A 13108-nucleotide genomic window follows, 5' to 3' on the forward strand; every position below is an offset into this window, starting at 1 on the left:
TTAAAGTTTCACTTTATAGGCAGTGCAATTTATAAAAAGTAATTGAATACCTGTAAAAAAGCAGAATGAGTGAAAGCTAAAAATCAATTAGTATGCTGATTAATTATTAGCTTTCATTTTATAATTCGTTTTGGACGTATTCAGAAAACTCTCGTATTGTTTTTTCGTTTCGACGATAGTAGGTCCATTTTCCAATTCGGTCAGACTCTAGTAAGCCTGCTTTTTTCATAGTTAATAAATAACTAGAAATAACCGATTGGGCTAAGCCAGTTTTAAGCTGGATATCTCCTACACATACTCCAACTTGAAAGTTAAGGTCTTGTTCTAGATAAGGTTTTTCGTCGAAATGGTTTTCTGGATTTTTTAACCATGATAAAATTTGACATCTTGTTTCATTTGACAATGCTTTATAAATTAATAAAGGTTCCATAAGGATATTATATCTACTTTTATAGATTTGTAAATGGGTTTTAGTGATTTTAATGGAAGAAGGTATAGTTGATCCCCTTGAATAGGAATAAGATGCTCTTGATCTGTACCCTTTGTAAAGGGCATTCTAAAAAAATTTAGGCAACCTAAAAAAGATGATTTCTGTATGCAAACAGGAGTCATCTTCTTTAAATTCCATTGATAGCAAGAGTGATTATAGTACGTCATATATTTCTTAATTTCACATGTTAACTGAACAAACGATTCAAATGGTTATATACTACAAGGGTTGCATGTGAAGATTTAAGAAAAATTTTATATTTACCCCACTTTTTATTTTAAAAGTTTCTCCTATCCTATAAACAACAAAGTCATAGATGAAAATGTAAAGTTAGGGGATTCCACATGCATACAGGAGTTTTGATGAGTTATTTGTATACTTATTTTTTTACTATTATGTTTTGTATTGTATTTCAAATTGGATGTTATGTTAAAGCGAAAAGAACTATATCTATTCGGCATTTTCTATGGGTATATGTTTTTCTGTTCTACCTTTCGCTCGTGTATAAGGTGACGCAAATCGCGACTGTATGGGATATAAGTAGATATGAAACGTGGATTCGTGTAAATCAAATTAATTTGACTCTATTTGATACGGCAGGTAGTACGACGTATCTTTTAAACATTGTACTGTTTATGCCGTTAGGTTTTTTACTACCGACTATTTGGCCGCAGTTTAGAAAAATGAAAAACACCGTATGTGCAGGATTCTTTTTTTCATTGGCAATTGAGTTAAATCAATTATTAAATAATAGAATTACGGATATTGATGATTTATTTACGAATACCCTTGGGGCAATTATTGGGTATGTCTTATATAAAGTATTATATACAGCGTTATTTAAATTGATATTGAAAAGAGAGGAAAAAAAGCTTGATACGAACTCTTCTTTAGTCATAAAATACGAAGCTGTTTTTTGTTTAGTTTGTTCATTTGTAGGTGCGATGTTCATTTATTATCCAGCTTTATTTGGAAGACCTGTCATCCTTCAGTGAGGTGATTATGCCCTTGTGCGATTTCGTTTATAAAATGATTCTAGTTCTCCTCGCTTAAACACGGTAAAATGCGAATGGTTCATCCTTTTTTCTAATTTAATAGATATAGTTTATGTATGACATGATAGGCAGGTGTAAATGTGTTACATGTTCAATTATCCCAATACGTACTAAAAGAGTATCAACCAGCTCTTCATACAGATGGAAAAAGAGTGTATATGTTAAAAGATGAAGGATTATCACCGTATCCTATCTATTTAAATCGTCCTATTATGATAGGGGTGGGAACAAATTGGAATCAGCATACAGGATTCGAAGAAATCATTAAAGGATTGATAGGTGCAAATAAAAAAATTCCTATGTATATGTTATTTGAAACGTATTTATGTAGGGACTTTATTGAAGGTTTTTTAGAAGAGAATAAACTCCATTTTGAGCTAGTTTTTACTAATAAGAAAAGGGATACGAACTTTTTTAACGTGTTCATTACTAATAGTGATGATATAACCACACTTATGAAGTATTTCTTCCAATCAGCACAAGATTCTCTCTATACGTTATTAAGCTATTCAGCAGACTGTAAGGTTATCAGTAATCGTACTGGTGAGATTGAAATAAAGGCTGACAGTTTCTATCCAAGCTTTTCATTTATGTATGATGCGCAAGAATTATTTATTATTGGTGGGGAAGAGAAATGGTCTGATATCCATTATTTAAAAAGATTTTTTCATCTTGAGCAGATTACAGATGAGCTGAATATTGATGTAAGAAAATGAGAGATGAGTAAACCCTCAAGTATAGAACGATATACTTGAGGGTTTTTATGTATGAAGAAGGCTCTTATATCATATATTTTATTCGTCGTTGCATGTAAGTCATTCGGTTTATAAAAACAATGTGTCGAATAGATCAGTAAAGAAGGCTTTTCTATTTTTCCCTAGAATGAACAGTAATGAATAATCTAATTCCTTCATGTAATAAGGAGGCAGTAAAATTTGAACAGGAAAATTTGGTTTGTAGTTACTTGTTTTGCTTTTTTAGTAGCTAGTTATATTGTTGTCCAATATTTTATTATGGATGGATTTCAAACAGGGCTTGTAAAAGTGAAGCTTATGTTTGGATCTAAATTAAGTGCGTTCTGGTATATGATGCTATTTATACATATTACAACTAGTATAGTAGCATTAGTAATTGGTCCTTTTACATTATCCACTAAATTTAGAGAAAGGAATATCAACCGTCATCGAATAGTTGGGAGAATCTATATGGTTGGTATATTATTAGGAGGCGTTTCTGGACTATATTTATCCTTTTATGCTACGGGAGGATTGGTAGCGAAGCTAGGTTTCGGTTTGCTATCCGTATTTTGGCTAACATCAGCATATGAAGCGTTACATAGAGTTAAGAATAAAAAAATTAAAGACCATCGGAATTGGATGATTAGAAATTATTCTTTAACCTTTGGAGCAGTTACATTAAGAATTTGGCTACCGTTGTTTATCGTTCTATTTGGAATAGAGCGGTTTGAACTTAGTTACGCTATTATTGCTTGGTTAGCGTGGGTACCTAATTTAATTGTTGCAGAATTATTCATAAGAAAAAGACTTAATAAAGGAAAGTACCAGGGAAATGAGAATTTACATTTTTGATATGATTTTGCTGTAATATTGAGTGCAGAATTCTTCAGTAATTGAATCTTTTAATAGCTGGATTTCGTTTGTAGATTCAAAAATCCACTAATTTTATTGAATAAATAGAAAATACTTTCTTTTTCCGTCTATTTAATTTAATATCAATAAGGGCACCAAAAAATTAGATAGAGGTGCTAGAATGTACGGTATTATTAATTATGAAGTGTTTTTACTAACAGGGATTTTATTAAATTTAATTCCTGGTGCGGACACCATGTATATTGTGGGAAGAAGTATTTCACAAGGTAGAAAAGCAGGTGTGTATTCTGTTTTTGGTATTATTACTGGTTCTTTAGTTCATACGTTGTTGGTTGCTTTTGGCTTATCTATTATACTTACAAAATCCATTGTGCTATTTAACACTATTAAGGTTATAGGTGTTATCTATCTTGTATATTTAGGGATTAAAATGATACTTGATAAGACAAATGTAGCTTTCCAGGCCTCATCCAATAAATTGAACATTAGAAAGATATATGTACAAGGACTTTTAACAAGTCTGACGAATCCAAAAGTCTCTTTATTCTTTATTGCGTTTCTTCCGCAATTTATAGATACAAAGGCTTCAGGTCCTATGCCTTTTATCATTTTAGGACTTACTTTTACAGTAACTGGACTATTATGGTGTTTATTTGTTGCTTATTTCTCTTCATATGTTACAGAAAAATTAAGAGGAAACCAAAAGGTAGGAATGATTCTAAATAAGATAACAGGACTGATTTTTATTGGTATGGGGTTAAAGTTGCTTCAAACAAAAGCTCCTCAATAAACCTGAATAACATAAAAATGCCCCCTTTCAAGAAATGTAATCTTAGGTTTAGGCTAATTTCTACATACTAAAAAGTCCCTTTAACTTTGAAGGGACTTTTTGCTTGTTATTTTGAGTTATCTAAAAGTTCATTTCAAGAAACAACCTATACTTTAATTGTATTACCAACTAGCAGTTTCCGTATTTTCCTTCAACCACTTCACCCAATCCAAATCCTCTACTTTAAGCAAACTAAGCGAAACACCTTTCATATCTAAAGAAGTTAGCAATGTACCAACTTTTACAAATGTAATCTGTAAGCCTTCTAGTTCACATAAACGACGAATGTCATTTGCGAAAATGTATTGCTCCATTAATGGAGTTGCGCCTAATCCGTTAATGAGAATGGCAAAGTTGTCGCCTTTTCTCCAGCGATAAATGCTTTTTAGTTTGTTCATTAGTTCGATCGCTAATATTTCAGAAGAGGATAGTGCCTCTTTACGGTATCCTTTTTCTCCGTGAATGCCGACGCCGTAAAAGACTTCATCGTTGTTTAATGAAAATGAAGCTTTTCCTTTCACTGGATCGTTTGCAGGTGAAAGGGCGACTCCTAATGTGTGTAAATTTTCGGTGATAGAACGGCCGAGTGTTGTTAGTTCTTCTAAAGAGTGACCTTCAAGAGCGGCCGCACCAAGTATTTTTTGAACGAAAACAGTACCAGCGACGCCGCGCCTTCTTTTATTAAAAGAAGCATCGTCTTCAATTGAAACGTCGTCATTTACGATGATGTGGTCAATTTTTCTACCTTCTTTTTTCGCGATGTGTTCTACTGCTAGAAAATTCGCTACGTCATCTTTAAAGTTTTTAATGATGAATAAAATACTCTTATCTTTTGGCATGAGGTGAGTTGCTGCAATAATTTGTTCCACTGTTGGAGGAGTGAAAATACTGCCGTTTACGGCCGCCGTAAGCATACCTTTTCCTACATAACCGATATCAGCAGGTTCATGTCCGCTACCACCGCCGCTTATAATGACAACGTCTTGTTTCAGTTTTTCGATATCTTTTACATAAATGATGTTATTTGTTTCGTCGTAATTTACTTTGTCGTTATGTTCAAAATAAAAGCCATGCATCATATCTTGAACAACATTTTGTACATCATTCATAATCTTTTTCATTGCTTTTGCCACCCTTTAATTACTTTGCAGATTGCTCCAGTAATAGTAGTAATTGATTGTTTATCATATTTTTCATGAGAGAAGACATAATGGACGGATCTACTTCGCACTTGCTTTCAATCCAATCTTTTATCGTTCCAACGAAGCCGTGACTATAAAAGGAGGCAATCGTATTTTTTGTCTCATTAGAAAGGCTGAATCCACAGCTCACAGATAATTCATCAATAATTTTCATATATAAGTTTTTCGTATGCTCAAATAAATAGTGATTAAACGAGTTTTGCTCAATGACTTTAAAAGCATTTCGGTAAAATTTTTGATTTTCATAAAAGTAATCAAATAATAAATCGAAAATATTTTCCCACGTTTCATAGTCGAGAAAGTCGATAATGTTTTCTTTCGTTTCTTCTCTATAAATCCAGCTTAATAGTTCAAATTTATCTTTAAAATGATAATAAAAAGTTTGCCTACGCATTTGACAGTGTAACATAATATCGCTCACTGATATTTTATGAAAGGACTCTGTTTCCATTAAATACTTCAATGAATTCGCGATTATCTTTTTAGAAATTATAGAAGAGGTCATGTGGATCATCCCTAGAATGTTATTAATATGAAAATCCTACCTACAAATGAGAGCGGTGTCTTTAGACAGATTGTCCATTTTGTCCGTTTACTATAAAACGCTTTCATTTTAACATGAGCAGTAAGAAGAAGATTTCAAATATATCACAATATATTAAAGGAATTGAGGGAGAATCACAATGAAAAAGATTATAAACAAACCAGAAACATTAGTAATGGAAATGTGCAACGGAATGGTTATGGCTCACCCAGAGCTTGAGCTTTTGAAAAAATATAAAGTCATTAAGAAGAAAGAAATGAACGAAAATAAAGTAACGTTAATTAGTGGCGGCGGTAGTGGTCACGAGCCAGCGCATGCAGGACTAGTCGGAAAAGGAATGTTAGATGCGGCGGTGTGCGGAGATGTGTTCGCGTCGCCTTCACAAATTCAGGTGTATCAAGCAATTAAAGAAACAGCTAGTAAAAAAGGTACGTTATTAATTATTAAAAATTACAGCGGCGATATTATGAATTTCAAAAACGGAGCGCATTTAGCGACGGAAGATGGAATTGAAGTTGACTACGTAAAAGTAGACGATGATATTGCAGTAGAGGATAGTTTGTATACAGTAGGACGCCGCGGCGTTGCGGGCGTTATTCTCGTTCATAAAATTGCCGGTGCAGCAGCGGAAGCAGGGATGGATTTAGGAGCGGTGAAAGCTGTCGCAGAAAAAGCAGCGGCTAACGTGCGCACAATTGGTTTAGCGTTAACGTCTTGTACAGTTCCAGCGAGCGGATCACCTACTTTCACACTTGCGGAAGATGAAATGGAATACGGCGTAGGTATTCACGGTGAACCAGGAATTAAACGTGAAAAAATGTTGTCAGCGGATGAATTAGCGAACCGTATGACAAACGATCTTGTAAAAGATTTAGGAGTAAAAGACGGCGAAGAAATTGCGCTTCTAGTTAACGGTTTTGGCGGAACACCACTGCAAGAACTTTACTTATTTAATAACGCAGTTACGCGAGAATTAGCTGCTAGAAACATTAAAATCAATAGAGTATTCGTCGGAAACTATATGACGAGTATCGATATGGCTGGTATGTCTTTAACAGTAATGAAATTAGATGATGAGCTAAAAACATTACTATCGAAAGAGTGTAATACACCAGCGTTTAAAGTAGATGGACCAGTTGAAAGTGTGGAGTACGTGAATGTACTTGAAGAAGTAGAAGAGAAGGAAGTTTCCTTTGAAATAGAAACAGCGGAAGAGCACGCTGTTATTAAAGACAATGTCATTACATTAAACAACATGATTTATCTCGTTGATAAAATGAGCGATATTATTATTAAAAATGAAGTACCGTTCTGTGAGTTAGATACGCATGCTGGTGACGGCGACTTCGGAATGAGTGTGGCAAAAGGATTTAAGCAATTAAAACGTGAGTGGCATTCTATTGTAGATCAAGAGAACGTAACAATCGGATCATTCCTTGACGGTTGCTCCATGATTATTATGGAACATTGCGGCGGCGCATCTGGTCCAATTTGGGGCGGAGCATTCCGCGCAGCTAGTAAAGCAGCGGGCGAGAAGCGTGAGTTAACAGTGAAAGAGTTCGCTGAAGTGTTGCAAGCAGCTCTGCAAGGTATACAATCTATCGGAGAAAGATCATTCGGAAGAGGAGCGGTAGTTGGTGATAAAACACTTGTTGACGCACTTGCTCCATGTGTAGACTCTTGGTTAGCTAGCGCTTCAAACGAAGAAGACATGAAAACTGCCTTCGAAAAAGGAGCAGAAGCAGCGGTTAAAGGAGCAGAGTATACGAAAGAAATCGTAGCTCGCATGGGCCGCGCCGGTACAGTTGGTGAAAGAAGCTTAGGCTATCCAGATGCAGGTGCGCATGCGCTTGGAGTGATCTTTACGGAGATTGCGGGTAGTTTGAAATAGGAATGAGAAGATCCCCTCTGCCTTGTGGTGGAGGGGTTCTTTATTTATAATCACCATTCTTCCAGTGAAAAAATTTATTTGTTAGCCAACCTAGAAGCCGCTTCTTCAACTTCTTTATACGCATTTTGTAATACTTCATTTGGATCTAGTACTGCTGTTCCTTGTGCACGAACGATTTGGTAATCTTCAATACCTAAGAAATTAAACATTGCTTTTAAATATTTATGAGAGTATTCCACTTCTGTATACCAATCATCATTTGTATAGATTCCTCCACTTGCTTGTATAACAAGCATTCTTCTTCCGTCTTTAAGTAGTCCTACTGATCCAGTTTCAGTATATTTAAATGTTTCACGTGCAATCATGATATTGTCCATGTAATCTTTTAACTTTGATGGAATATTGAAATTGTGCAAAGGTAATACGATAACATACGTATTTGCACTTTTAAATTGTTGTAAAATCTCGGACATACGCTCTGTTACTTTTTGTTCTTCATCAGTTAACTTCTGTCCATTTCCTTGCTTTTCCCATGCGCTTAAAACAGTTTTATCTATCATTGGTACTACATCATCGTATAAATTAATTTGTTCAATCGTTTCATTATTAGGAATTAATTCTTTATAAGATTCTAAAAAGTGGTTAAGAACCTTAATGCTGACTGATGATGTATCATCCACTTTTGGATGTGCGTTTATGATAAGTGTTTTGTTCATTTGTATTTCCCCTTTTTAAAAGTTTTTACGTTTTAATTGTCGACTAAGTTAATCGTCGATTGATATGGTCTTTAATATAAACTCTGAAATTATTTTTGTCAAATGAAATACATACTATTCTAAAAGAGCCTTTTTTTATTTGACTAAAATTCTAAATGGTCCTAAGATACAATTTGATAACCCTTAAAATAAAAAGCAGGTGATTTGTATATGCAATATAGTGTTGGGGTTGAATATGCCTTGCATTGCCTAGTTTATTTAATTAATACTCCTTCTAAGGAAAGTGTTGGAATAAAAGATTTGGCAGAGTTTCAAGGACTTTCGGAAACATTTCTTTCAAAAGTTTTCGGTAAATTATCTAAAGCTGACATTGTGAATTCTGTCCCAGGTGTAAAGGGAGGGTATAGGTTAGCTAAGTCTCCAGAAGATATCTCTTTTTGGGATGTAATAGAAGCTGTCGAAGGTCCAAAACCTATTTTTCAATGTAAAAATATTGTACAGAATGGTCTATTGTATCGAGACGACGCTTGTAATTCTTGTGAACCTAGCAATTCTTCTTGTACAATTAACTTAGTAATGCTTGAAGCAGAAGAACACATGCGTGAGTTTCTTCGTAAAAAGACTCTTGCATGGTTAGATAAAGAACTTGATATTGTTTTACCTGAAAAGACAAGGGTAGATACTCGTGAATACTTCAAACAAAAAAACTCTAACTAAATCGCCATGACGAATTAGTTAGAGTTTTTTTGTTTTTTAACATTAATACCATCATGTGAGTACTTCATTAGAAATTCCTTCTTTAAATATCACATTTAATTAACTCGTAAAGTTTCAAATTGATTAACATTAAAATTCTAAACAATACAATTTTATTTTCGTAAAAAGTAAGTGAATTTATGTGTTCATATATTTTAAACATAGTGAAAATTCCCTTTGAAAAAGGAGCAGAGTATACGAAAGAAATCGTAGCTCGCATGGGCCGCCCCGGTACAGTTGGTGAAAGAAGTTTAGGCTATCCAGATGCAGGTGCACATGCACTTGGGGTCATCTTTACGGAGATTGCGGGTAGTTTGAAAGTCTCTCTGCCTTATGGTGGAGGTTTTTTATAGTTGATATGTAGAAGACTTCTTTCGGTGCTCTCTCTGTAAAATATGAGTTTGTTACTATTTTTGATAAAATCTTATTTCAAAAATACAACTAATATTTCTCAACATTAATATATTGAAAATAGTTAGAATATTTAAGATAATCGTTTGTGAAGAAATAAATTATAAAAAAGGGGGAATTTATTTTGTTACGTCGCTTATCTATTTGTACTTTATTAACAGCTTTTATGTTTACTTTGTTTACATTTAACGGCTCTGCTTTCGCGGCTACGAATACTACTGAAAATAAAACTGTAGTAGCAGCTTGTGCAAAGGGAGGTACGGTAGGTGTATATGGTGCAAAGATGCGCAGTGGTTACACTGTTGGATCACCTGTCTTACATACATTTAATGATGGTGCGAAAATTACTGGAACATGGGTAACTGGTGAATATGTTCAAGGTCATTACAGTAATTCTAAACAGTGGTTAAAAGTTACATATAAAGGGATGACAGGTTATGTATCCCATACAACATTATATAACGTTTGTTCATAAAACTATGTACTATAATAGCTTTTGATGTATTGAGCTAATCTCTTGTAGGGATTAGTTCTTTTTTGTCTCCTAGTTTTTAATGGAGCATTTTTTGAAAAAAACCAACGATTCATTAAATCGATGGTTTTATGTTTATATATTATTCATTTGTATCTATATCAAATTTTTCATTGCTTTTTGCTTATTTGAGACTTAGTTTTTTTGTGATTGCAACTTATCGATTTTCCAGCGTGCTCCTAGAGGATCTAAAGAGCTTTCAATATACAACATATATTCATCTGCGGTACTTGGCACTTCAAAAGCTATTTTTAATTCTACCGTTTCATTTGGTTTAACTTGTATATCAGAAGGGTTTTGATCAAGCACCTTTCCTTCATAGGCCTTTCCGTCTTTTTCATCTTTTAAGTTATATTTTAATTCTGATAGTCCAATCGTTTGACCTCGTACATTTTTTACAGAGACATTAACAATGACGGAATCGTTACTAGCATTTAAATATGCATTTTGAACGGCGGTCAAGTAATAGCCTCCCTTAACACTCTCACCAACTAATAAAATACCTTGTTCCAAGCGGCTCATATCTTCTTTTTCTTCAAAATTTATTAATTCTTCATTTTCATTTTTCGCGGTTGGTTCTTCTATTGGACCATTTTCAACGGCACTATCTTTTTTATCTTGTGTGCAAGCAGCCGTAACACTGACTAATACTAGAATGAAAGTAAGTAATATGAATGATTTTCTCATAAAATTAATCTGTCTCCTTAAGTTTCTCAATTTTGTGCAACTATACATATAAGATTAACATAATGTCTCATTATTGGCTCAAAATAGGTAATTTTTTAGACGCCTTATTCTTTTTCCTTTTCATATACATTCGATTGGGTCTCACGATATTTGTTAATCTTTTAAATCATTGTCTTAGTAATACCGAGGGTTATTATAGATATATTAATCATATAATTTGTCCCTATCAAAATGAACGTTTCTTGCATCTAATATATTGTAAATATATTTTATTTTGAAAGGATGTGATTATATGGCTCATAAATCTACTGGAGTGTTTCGAGTTCCAGTTTCTGAAAATGGGATTATTCCAACTGCTCTCAACATTATGTTAAACAATGATTCACGCTGTCATACTAGTAATGTAACGGTAACTGTTAAGAGAAGTCGAAACATTTCTTTCCCAACTCAAAATGAATTAGTTGAAATCTCTCGTACTTTTGTTTCTTTAGAACCGAACAGAACAACTAAGATTGTGTTGTTTACGCCAGAATTCCAAATAGAAGATTTTCTTGATGTCATCATTAGTGGAAATAAAGATGATGTTAAGGATGTGCTTGTATATTCTTTCTTAGCAGATTCAGCAGGTCACAATCTGCCATCTACTGTTTTTAGAAATGCAGAATACACTTTTGCTTGCTGACACCGTGATGATGTATTCTTTACTGTCATATATTTGAAGGGAAAAGTTAAATAGGAGTTGATTTAACTTTTATTTGGGTTCTCCAAAGAAGTCTGCTTTAGCTAAATAAACAAGGAACCGACTAATACGTTCCTTGTTTATTTGCATTTTATATGAAATTTCGTGTCTATTATTTCGAAAGCAACTTTACAGAGGAACGGATTTTTCCTAGTGAAGTAGCACCTATAGATGAAAGTACTCAATATTCCAATTCTAAAGGTGGGCGAAATGCTTGAATGTTACCATCATTAATAAACATCTTTATAATATGTAATTAGTATTATTCTACTCTTCAAATATCTCCGGCTTCTCCACTCTAAATGATTTCACCTCACCACATTCTAAACAAAATGTAGTTAATAGTTTGGAACCCGATAATGAATAAGGCACATAAAGAAAAGGTACCTATATATAGGTACCTTTTCTAATAGTTTTTTAGCAGAAACAACTACATCCGATAATGATTAATAGAATAAATAATACAACTAGTAAAGCGAATCCTCCAGCGAAACCGCAGCCTTCGCCGCAACTACCACCATATCCCATAACAATAGTGCCTCCTTTAGATAAAAGGGTAAAACTAGGGTTCATTCCATGGATTTTAACGGGTTCACTTTACCTTATGTTTTAAAGAATGAATTGAGCAGGTCCTTTTGAAAATATAGAAAAGACGCCATTAGGCGCCTTCCTGTTAGGTAGATAAGACTTTAGTTTTCCAATCTAAAGAAATTTTGTATCAGCTCTTTGTGAGTATATCATAATATCCGATTGATTTATTATGCATTGTTACATACTTTTCTAACTCCCTCTATTTTCTATTTGATAAAATAAAATCCCAATATTACCAAAAATTAAATAAATATTTCTACATATTCAAGATATTTACATAATTTACAAAAGTGATACAGTTGAGTTGTAAGCTATAAAAACTATTAAAGGGGGATTTATTATGTTTAAGAAATTAGTAGTAGGGCTATTGGCAACTGGTATTGCATTAACAGGAGGAATTGGGTCAGCTTCAGCTGATATACAAAAAGATGTGAGCTCTCCGAAGCAAGCAACATGCTCAATTCCTTATGAGTATTCTAATGGTAAATTCAAAAGAACTCTTTATTACTCAAATGGAGTATATGCTAATAGTTTTAATGAAAATGTTTGTGGTGGAACGATTACGTGGTATTTAAAACATGTTCAAAATGGAGTTGCTTTTTACGAAGGTAATTTAAAATAGTAGATTTTTTGAACCTCATTTATTGAGGTTCTTTTATTTTTAGTTTTTAAACTGATCCTCCATAAAAAAAAGACACCTAAAGGTGCCTTTCTCCGACTTGAACCACGCTCATTTAATATAAACCTATCCGTATTATCCCTTTGTTATACATGTAAACACATCCTATAAAACAGAATCATCTATATACACCAGATTGTTAGTCTACAAAATACAAGAGATTTGAGATCAGTATTAGAGTGACGCCACACCTTCTGCAATGATTGATATGTTACGCCTTTCAAAAGAATCTGCTTTATAGAATGTATCCACAATTTATATTTTACTACATGTAATATTTATTTTGTGTAATTATTATAACTATGTATAATTGCATAAATTTTATAAAAAAATGAGAGCATAATTTGGTATTGTGTAATAAAGATAAGACCCACCT

General features: G+C 33.4%; 16 protein-coding genes and 1 pseudogene. 10 read left to right on the plus strand and 7 right to left on the minus strand.

The genetic code is table 11. The annotated features are described in order from the left end of the window. Positions 1-118 precede the first annotated feature (118 nt). Both K5S59_RS27005 and K5S59_RS27010 read right to left on the minus strand, forming a co-directional pair. The gene (locus K5S59_RS27005; protein ID WP_000433539.1) at positions 119-430 is read right to left on the minus strand and encodes an ArsR/SmtB family transcription factor; all 312 of its coding nucleotides are present in this window, start codon (positions 428-430) and stop codon (positions 119-121) included. A 145-nt stretch (positions 431-575) separates the two neighbouring features. Continuing rightward, positions 576-696: pseudogene (locus K5S59_RS27010) on the minus strand (IS3 family transposase); the annotation flags it as partial. A gap of 138 nt (positions 697-834) precedes the next feature. On the opposite strand from K5S59_RS27010, the gene K5S59_RS27015 reads away from it, so the two are divergent. The 4 genes from K5S59_RS27015 (at position 835) to K5S59_RS27030 (ending at position 3945) form a co-directional block, all read left to right on the plus strand. Further along, on the plus strand, positions 835-1485 hold the full coding sequence (locus K5S59_RS27015) for a VanZ family protein (RefSeq protein ID WP_000556872.1): 651 nt from the start codon (positions 835-837) through the stop codon (positions 1483-1485). Positions 1486-1625: 140 nt separating this feature from the next. Next, on the plus strand, positions 1626-2261 hold the full coding sequence (locus K5S59_RS27020) for a hypothetical protein (RefSeq protein WP_120449610.1): 636 nt from the start codon (positions 1626-1628) through the stop codon (positions 2259-2261). 219 nt (positions 2262-2480) lie between these two features. Then, the gene (locus K5S59_RS27025; RefSeq protein WP_098258082.1) at positions 2481-3134 is read left to right on the plus strand and encodes a DUF2306 domain-containing protein; all 654 of its coding nucleotides are present in this window, start codon (positions 2481-2483) and stop codon (positions 3132-3134) included. Positions 3135-3315: 181 nt separating this feature from the next. Next, entirely contained in the window at positions 3316-3945 is a 630-nt protein-coding gene (locus tag K5S59_RS27030; protein ID WP_120449612.1) for a LysE family translocator, read from the plus strand. 161 nt (positions 3946-4106) lie between these two features. Here K5S59_RS27030 and dhaQ read toward each other — a convergent pair whose 3' ends face one another. Together dhaQ and dhaS are read right to left on the minus strand one after the other, a co-directional pair. Next, positions 4107-5105, minus strand: a complete 999-nt coding sequence (gene dhaQ / locus K5S59_RS27035) for a DhaKLM operon coactivator DhaQ (protein ID WP_098258517.1) — start codon at positions 5103-5105, stop codon at positions 4107-4109. Positions 5106-5124: 19 nt separating this feature from the next. Continuing rightward, positions 5125-5691, minus strand: coding sequence for a dihydroxyacetone kinase transcriptional activator DhaS (dhaS, locus tag K5S59_RS27040; protein WP_000204226.1), 567 nt, complete (start codon positions 5689-5691; stop codon positions 5125-5127). 178 nt (positions 5692-5869) lie between these two features. Here dhaS and dhaK point away from each other — a divergent pair, with 178 nt between their 5' ends. Continuing rightward, positions 5870-7621: a dihydroxyacetone kinase subunit DhaK gene (gene dhaK / locus K5S59_RS27045; protein ID WP_098873381.1), complete on the plus strand. Its 1752-nt coding sequence runs from the start codon at positions 5870-5872 to the stop codon at positions 7619-7621. A gap of 74 nt (positions 7622-7695) precedes the next feature. On the opposite strand, the gene K5S59_RS27050 is transcribed toward dhaK, so the two are convergent. Further along, positions 7696-8337, minus strand: a complete 642-nt coding sequence (locus tag K5S59_RS27050; RefSeq protein WP_001044352.1) for an FMN-dependent NADH-azoreductase — start codon at positions 8335-8337, stop codon at positions 7696-7698. 210 nt (positions 8338-8547) lie between these two features. Between K5S59_RS27050 and K5S59_RS27055 the strand changes: the two genes are divergently transcribed. The 3 genes from K5S59_RS27055 to K5S59_RS27065 all read left to right on the plus strand — a co-directional run bounded on the left by K5S59_RS27055 (position 8548) and on the right by K5S59_RS27065 (position 9979). Next, positions 8548-9054: an RrF2 family transcriptional regulator gene (locus K5S59_RS27055; protein WP_001200335.1), complete on the plus strand. Its 507-nt coding sequence runs from the start codon at positions 8548-8550 to the stop codon at positions 9052-9054. Positions 9055-9233: 179 nt separating this feature from the next. Next, entirely contained in the window at positions 9234-9446 is a 213-nt protein-coding gene (locus K5S59_RS27060; protein WP_098873382.1) for a DAK2 domain-containing protein, read from the plus strand. Between the two features lie 182 nt (positions 9447-9628). After that, positions 9629-9979 carry an SH3 domain-containing protein gene (locus K5S59_RS27065; protein ID WP_000946188.1) on the plus strand — a complete coding sequence of 117 codons (351 nt, stop codon included), beginning with the start codon at positions 9629-9631 and terminating at the stop codon, positions 9977-9979. A 192-nt stretch (positions 9980-10171) separates the two neighbouring features. On the opposite strand, the gene K5S59_RS27070 is transcribed toward K5S59_RS27065, so the two are convergent. Further along, positions 10172-10723 carry a DUF4352 domain-containing protein gene (locus tag K5S59_RS27070; RefSeq protein WP_098258520.1) on the minus strand — a complete coding sequence of 184 codons (552 nt, stop codon included), beginning with the start codon at positions 10721-10723 and terminating at the stop codon, positions 10172-10174. Positions 10724-11015: 292 nt separating this feature from the next. On the opposite strand from K5S59_RS27070, the gene K5S59_RS27075 reads away from it, so the two are divergent. Beyond that, positions 11016-11405, plus strand: a complete 390-nt coding sequence (locus K5S59_RS27075; protein WP_000940657.1) for a hypothetical protein — start codon at positions 11016-11018, stop codon at positions 11403-11405. Positions 11406-11879: 474 nt separating this feature from the next. Here the strand turns inward: K5S59_RS27075 and K5S59_RS27080 are convergent, their stop codons facing one another. Then, positions 11880-11990 carry a YjcZ family sporulation protein gene (locus tag K5S59_RS27080; protein WP_000540371.1) on the minus strand — a complete coding sequence of 37 codons (111 nt, stop codon included), beginning with the start codon at positions 11988-11990 and terminating at the stop codon, positions 11880-11882. Between the two features lie 403 nt (positions 11991-12393). Here K5S59_RS27080 and K5S59_RS27085 point away from each other — a divergent pair, with 403 nt between their 5' ends. Continuing rightward, positions 12394-12675, plus strand: coding sequence for an LCI fold-containing protein (locus tag K5S59_RS27085; protein WP_000473842.1), 282 nt, complete (start codon positions 12394-12396; stop codon positions 12673-12675). The last annotated feature ends 433 nt before the right edge of the window (positions 12676-13108 follow it).

Origin of the sequence: Bacillus sp. BML-BC051 (assembly GCF_019656175.1) — a bacterium.
GTDB lineage: Bacteria > Bacillota > Bacilli > Bacillales > Bacillaceae_G > Bacillus_A > Bacillus_A mobilis.

Bases quoted from the DNA above. Each gene is read 5' to 3' on its own strand.
- K5S59_RS27060 (WP_098873382.1), top strand. From the start codon at position 9,234: ATGTGTTCATATATTTTAAACATAGTGAAAATTCCCTTTGAAAAAGGA.
- dhaK (WP_098873381.1), top strand. From the start codon at position 5,870: ATGAAAAAGATTATAAACAAACCAGAAACATTAGTAATGGAAATGTGC.
- K5S59_RS27080 (WP_000540371.1), bottom strand. From the start codon at position 11,990: ATGGGATATGGTGGTAGTTGCGGCGAAGGCTGCGGTTTCGCTGGAGGA.
- K5S59_RS27015 (WP_000556872.1), top strand. From the start codon at position 835: ATGCATACAGGAGTTTTGATGAGTTATTTGTATACTTATTTTTTTACT.
- K5S59_RS27085 (WP_000473842.1), top strand. From the start codon at position 12,394: ATGTTTAAGAAATTAGTAGTAGGGCTATTGGCAACTGGTATTGCATTA.
- dhaQ (WP_098258517.1), bottom strand. From the start codon at position 5,105: ATGAAAAAGATTATGAATGATGTACAAAATGTTGTTCAAGATATGATG.
- K5S59_RS27005 (WP_000433539.1), bottom strand. From the start codon at position 430: ATGGAACCTTTATTAATTTATAAAGCATTGTCAAATGAAACAAGATGT.
- K5S59_RS27070 (WP_098258520.1), bottom strand. From the start codon at position 10,723: ATGAGAAAATCATTCATATTACTTACTTTCATTCTAGTATTAGTCAGT.
- K5S59_RS27050 (WP_001044352.1), bottom strand. From the start codon at position 8,337: ATGAACAAAACACTTATCATAAACGCACATCCAAAAGTGGATGATACA.
- K5S59_RS27075 (WP_000940657.1), top strand. From the start codon at position 11,016: ATGGCTCATAAATCTACTGGAGTGTTTCGAGTTCCAGTTTCTGAAAAT.
- K5S59_RS27030 (WP_120449612.1), top strand. From the start codon at position 3,316: ATGTACGGTATTATTAATTATGAAGTGTTTTTACTAACAGGGATTTTA.
- dhaS (WP_000204226.1), bottom strand. From the start codon at position 5,691: ATGACCTCTTCTATAATTTCTAAAAAGATAATCGCGAATTCATTGAAG.
- K5S59_RS27055 (WP_001200335.1), top strand. From the start codon at position 8,548: ATGCAATATAGTGTTGGGGTTGAATATGCCTTGCATTGCCTAGTTTAT.